This window comes from Geomonas sp. (assembly GCF_056994735.1).
Window position 1 is genome coordinate 1 of sequence record NZ_JBXKJL010000215.1, and the last position, 4915, is coordinate 4915.

Genomic DNA, 4915 nt, shown 5'->3' on the forward strand with positions numbered 1-4915 from the left:
AGGGTCTCGTCGACGAAATGCACTTGGCAATTTCGCCAGTGCTGCTCGGCGCAGGCGAACATCTACTTTCGGGACTTGACCTCCCTAAGCTCGGTTATCGAGTGACAGAGCATGTTCCCTCAGCTGCCGCAACCCACATCGTTCTGACAAAACAACCGTAGTCAGGATTAGCTGTGCTATCTGCCGCAGTTCGCAGCGTCGGCGGGAGGTTGCGCATGTTTCTTCCTGGCCCATCGTGGCCTTGACGCATTTGATGTCCGCTTTCAGGGGGCCAAAGCCGGACATCGCCTATTGCGCTGCAAATGTCTGCTTATGACCCTGGCTGTGTAAAAACGTCGGGCTTCATGTGATTCTCGCAAACAGTGATTCTGACGCTGCGAGGGATCGGATGAAGCGCTTCGTTGAGGGCACGGATCGCGGGCAGAGCACGCTTTTTCCAGAGTGCCTAGAGGACTGGATCGACGAGAATAATCCGGTTCAGGTGATCGATGTTTTTGTTGATGAGCTCGATCTCGGCGAATTGGGGTTCGATGGGGTTGCTCCCGAGGTAACTGGCCGACCCTCGTATCATCCCTCGGTCCTGCTGAAGCTCTACATTTACGGCTATCTCAATCGGGTTCAGTCAAGCCGCCGGCTTGAGCGCGAGGCTGGGCGCAACGTTGAGGTGATGTGGCTGACGGGCCGGCTTGTTCCCGATCACAAGACGATTGCCGACTTCCGCAAGGACAATGGCGGGGCCATTCGCAAGGTGTGCGCCCGGTTCATCATGCTCTGTCGCGCTCTCGGCTTGTTCACGGAAGTCAGCGTTGCGATTGACGGCAGCAAGTTCAAGGCGGTGAACAACCGGGACAGGAACTTTACCCGGGCGAAGATGGAGCGGCGCATGGCGCAGATCGAGGAGAGCGTCGCCCGCTATCTGCGCGAGCTCGACAGTGCCGATCGGCAGGAGCCGTCTGAGGCACACGAGACAAAGACAACCCGTCTGAAGGAGAAGATCGCGAAGCTGAAAGAGGAGATGCAGCGCCTCTATGGGCTCAAGGCGCGGATGCTGGCAACGCCTGACCAACAGATATCGCTGACCGATCCTGATGCCCGTTCGATGGCCACGAGCGGTCGAGGGTCAGGTGTGGTGGGCTACAATGTCCAGGTCGCAGTCGACACCGAACACCATCTGATCATTACACACGAGGTGACCAACGTCGGGAGCGACCGAGCACAGCTCGCCCATATGGCCAAAGAGACGCAGGCAACACTGGAAGTAACGGACCTCGATGTCATCGCCGACCGCGGCTACTTCAGCAGCGAGGAGATTCTGGCGTGCGACAAAGCCGGCATCACGGTCACGCTACCAAAGCCGATGACCTCGAACGCAAAAGCGAAAGGGCGCTTTGGTAAGCAGGATTTCCGCTTTGTGGCTGAGGAGGACGTTTACGTTTGTCCCGCCGGGGAGAAGCTCGCCTATCACTACACCAGCGAGGAGAATGGATCGGCACTACGCCGATACTGGACCAACGCCTGTCAGAACTGCACCATCAAAAATCGCTGCACCACCGCCAAAGAGCGACGGATCACGCGATGTGAGCACGAGCACGTTCTCGAAGCCGTTCAGCGGCGGCTCGATGAGCATTCAGAGAAGATGCGCCAGCGGCGTGAGACGGTCGAGCATCCGTTCGGGACAATCAAGGCGCGGATGGGAGCCACACACTTCCTGATGAAGACGCTCCCGCGGGTTGCCTCCGAGATGGCACTACACGTTCTGGCCTACAACCTCACCCGCGTAATGAACATGATGGGCACACAGCCCCTCATAGCGGCGATGAGGGCATAATCAGGAGATGCGCGTCTCCTCCTTGCGCAGGCTCTCAATTCTGCGCTCGTCCCCAGAGCGTTTTTACACAACCAAGACCCAAAGCGGACATGCGAAGTGCTATCGTAATAACAATATCACGCCCGACCACCGGGAAATTAGGGAGGGCACCGATGAAGATAAACGGTATCGCGCACACGATCCTGACCGTGAATCACCCCGAGACGACGATTCCATTCTACGAAAAGATCTTTCAGTTTCTCGAATTCAAAACCGTGTTCAAGCGCAAAGAAGGCGCTTACTTCGTGGGAGGAAAGACCGCGATCGGCGTCATCCCCGCCGACGAGGCCCACCGGAAGGAAGTTTTCCGGCAAACCCGGATCGGTCTCCACCACCTTTGTTTTCGCGCCTACTCGCGCGAAGACGTCGATCGCTTTTACCGCCACCTCACCGAAATCGGCGCGAAGATCGTGCACCCGCCGGAAGAGGGAGGGTGGGCTCCTGGCTATTACTCGGTGCTCTTCGAGGATCCAGAGGGCATTCGGCTCGAATTGAACCACGTGCCGGGCATGGGGCTTCTCGCGGGCGGGGTCGAATTCCAACCCGTAGGTTACGAAAATTAGCTACGGCCAGTCTGGCCCTAGCTGACATTCGGTTCGCGCAGGTGGAAATGTCCGCTTCTGACCCAAAGCGGACATCGGCAGATTCCCACTTCTCTGTCCCCTTTCAGAAAAACCGGTACAGATTGATACGATGCCGCTCTGAGCCGGGAGCGGTAAATGCGGCGGCGAGATTTCATCAAAGTTGCTGGCTCAGCAGTTGCGTGGCCGCTTGTCGCTCGCGCGCAGCAGCCCGCCATGCCGGTGGTTGGGTTCCTGAGCTCGCTATCACAGGCACAAAGTGAACTAATGGCTGCGTGGCGACGTGGTCTCAGTGATGCTGGCTACGAAGAAGGTAAGAACGTTACCATCGAATATCGCTTCGCCGAGGGCCGGTATGATCGCCTCCCGGCATTTGCGGCTGAATTTGTGCGTCGGCCAGTTGACCTCATTGTAGCGCTTGCACCACCTGCGGCACTTGCGGCGAAAGTTGCGACGACGACGATACCGATCGTCTTCGTTGTGGGCCTTGATCCGATTGCGGCTGGGCTGGTTGCGAGCTTCAATCGGCCAGGTGGCAACGCCACCGGCATCACCTTGATCACGGGACCGCTCGCGCAGAAGCGTCTGGAAATACTGCGCGAGCTCGTTCCTAAGGCCACCAAGATCGCGATGCTCATCAACCCGATCAGTCCAGACGCGCCCCCCGAACTCAGGGATGTTCGGGCGGCTGCGCAGGCGAATGGGCTGACGATTCAACTTCAGAGCGCCAGCACTGTGAGCGAGCTTGATGCGGCCTTTAGGGCTCTCTCTGACCTACGTCCAGATGCATTGCTTGTCGGGTCTGATCCATTTTTTAATGCAAGATGCACCGCAAATGTCTGCTTATGACCCAAAGCCGACCTTGCCGCCCGGTTATTTGATGGCCATCGTTAAAAAACCTAAACCGAAAATAATCAAGCTGCCGCCTATAAGCATTTTTGCGTGGTTCGATAGCAATGGGACATCGAGGGAGTCTCTCTTACGATGTCCGACAAAGTAAAAAACAAATCCCACAGCAATCATAATACAAGACACAATCACAAAGGTAGATTTAATCATGGAATTACCCACTTGCGGCTAGCTTTATTGTTACAACACCAAATTGTTAAAAGTCGACAGTGGAAAATGCGCTGCACGCATTCCGGTCTTGGATGTCCGCTTCTGGCCCATAGCGGACATCCCTAGTGGCACCGCACATGTCTGTTTTCGGAGGTAATGCGGACATGACCTTTTGCACCGCAAATGTCTGCTTATGACCCAAAGCGGACAAGCGGCAGCGGTAATCAGCAGCCTAGGAGAGCGGCAAAATGATCACACAAAGAATGCGGCGCGCGGTTGTGTGAACCACATCACATTGCGAGCACGAGGTCCTGCCTACTTTTCAGATTTGAGATTTGGAGGTTTGGACATGCAGGTTACCTCTACCTACTCAAGTTTCCATTACGCCGACCTGCCGGTTGCAACCTATCGCACTGACGAGGTCGTGCTCGCCGCTGGTTCGAGGACAGGCCGGTTGCTGTTTCTCAAGGATGGTGCTGTTGCGGTCGTGAGGCATGGCACCCAGATCGCCATAGTGGATGAGCCCGGCGCGGTGTTTGGCGAAATCTCCGCTTTACTAGATCAGCCACACACCGCGGACGTACGTGCCTTGAAACGCTCGCAGTTTTATATTGCCGACGCCGCGCTACTTGGATACAGCGCGGCCGCGCTTTTTTATGTTGCGGGCGTCTTGGCACGGCGCCTTGACCGCGCCAATGACGCCCTCGTCGTTTCACTGCGGCCGCAATAAGTTTTCATATTTTGAGTACGCGCGTCCTATCGATTTGCTGGGAAAAGGCCGACATGGCTCAGTCCTTGCGACCCAGTAGGCCGTGGTGCTCGGATTGAGCGTTCCTCCCATGACTTGGAGCCCGCTACGGATAGCCAAGATCTGGACCAGTCATTCGGCGGCGGGCCCTGGACAAGCTGTTTTGACCTCGATTGCAGCGGCTTTTCAACCCGAATAATCCCGTCCACAAAGTGTTTCTCCGCGACATGGAGAATGCCGCTCAGCTCCTAGGTTTAAAGCTTGTGACGTTTCCAATCGCCCAACCGGCGGTCGGAACAAATGTGGGGGAGCCTTTCAAACCTGCCCAGTCGAGATCGGCTTCAAAGCCGATAACAACATGGCCCGATTGAATTTGCGCACCGGCCGTTCCACCAAACACGCCACCGAAAAATGAAACCGAGTCGCCCTCGAAACGGTTGGTGATCAGGTTAAGTGCTTCCTGACTTCCCCACCCCCAAACGCCATTGATGCCGAAATAAACTCCGGTCTAGTTGTAGACTGGGGTGGGAGCCAACAGTGGCGCCGGCGCGGGCCGCTGCGGCAAGTCCGCTGCCAAAGCCATCTGGCTTAGTCCAACCGTCAAACTCGCAACGGCAAGAGTGCTGATGCAATTCGATGCATGGCTGTGCCCCTTTTCGA

The 4915-nt window shown here is 56.5% G+C and carries 4 protein-coding genes; all 4 read left to right on the forward strand.

All coding sequences use genetic code 11. The features are described from left to right. The first annotated feature begins 388 nt into the window (after window positions 1–388). The 4 genes from AC11W3_RS09140 to AC11W3_RS09155 all read left to right on the forward strand — a co-directional run bounded on the left by AC11W3_RS09140 (window position 389) and on the right by AC11W3_RS09155 (window position 4237). A complete protein-coding gene (locus tag AC11W3_RS09140; RefSeq protein ID WP_484092894.1) occupies window positions 389–1828 on the forward strand; it encodes an IS1182 family transposase in 1440 nt (479 codons plus the stop codon). Between the two features lie 152 nt (window positions 1829–1980). Further along, window positions 1981–2430, forward strand: coding sequence for a VOC family protein (locus AC11W3_RS09145; protein ID WP_484092895.1), 450 nt, complete (start codon window positions 1981–1983; stop codon window positions 2428–2430). Window positions 2431–2586: 156 nt separating this feature from the next. Further along, the gene (locus tag AC11W3_RS09150) at window positions 2587–3297 is read left to right on the forward strand and encodes an ABC transporter substrate-binding protein (RefSeq protein ID WP_484092896.1); all 711 of its coding nucleotides are present in this window, start codon (window positions 2587–2589) and stop codon (window positions 3295–3297) included. A 559-nt stretch (window positions 3298–3856) separates the two neighbouring features. Next, window positions 3857–4237: a cyclic nucleotide-binding domain-containing protein gene (locus AC11W3_RS09155; RefSeq protein ID WP_484092897.1), complete on the forward strand. Its 381-nt coding sequence runs from the start codon at window positions 3857–3859 to the stop codon at window positions 4235–4237. Window positions 4238–4915: the final 678 nt, after the last annotated feature.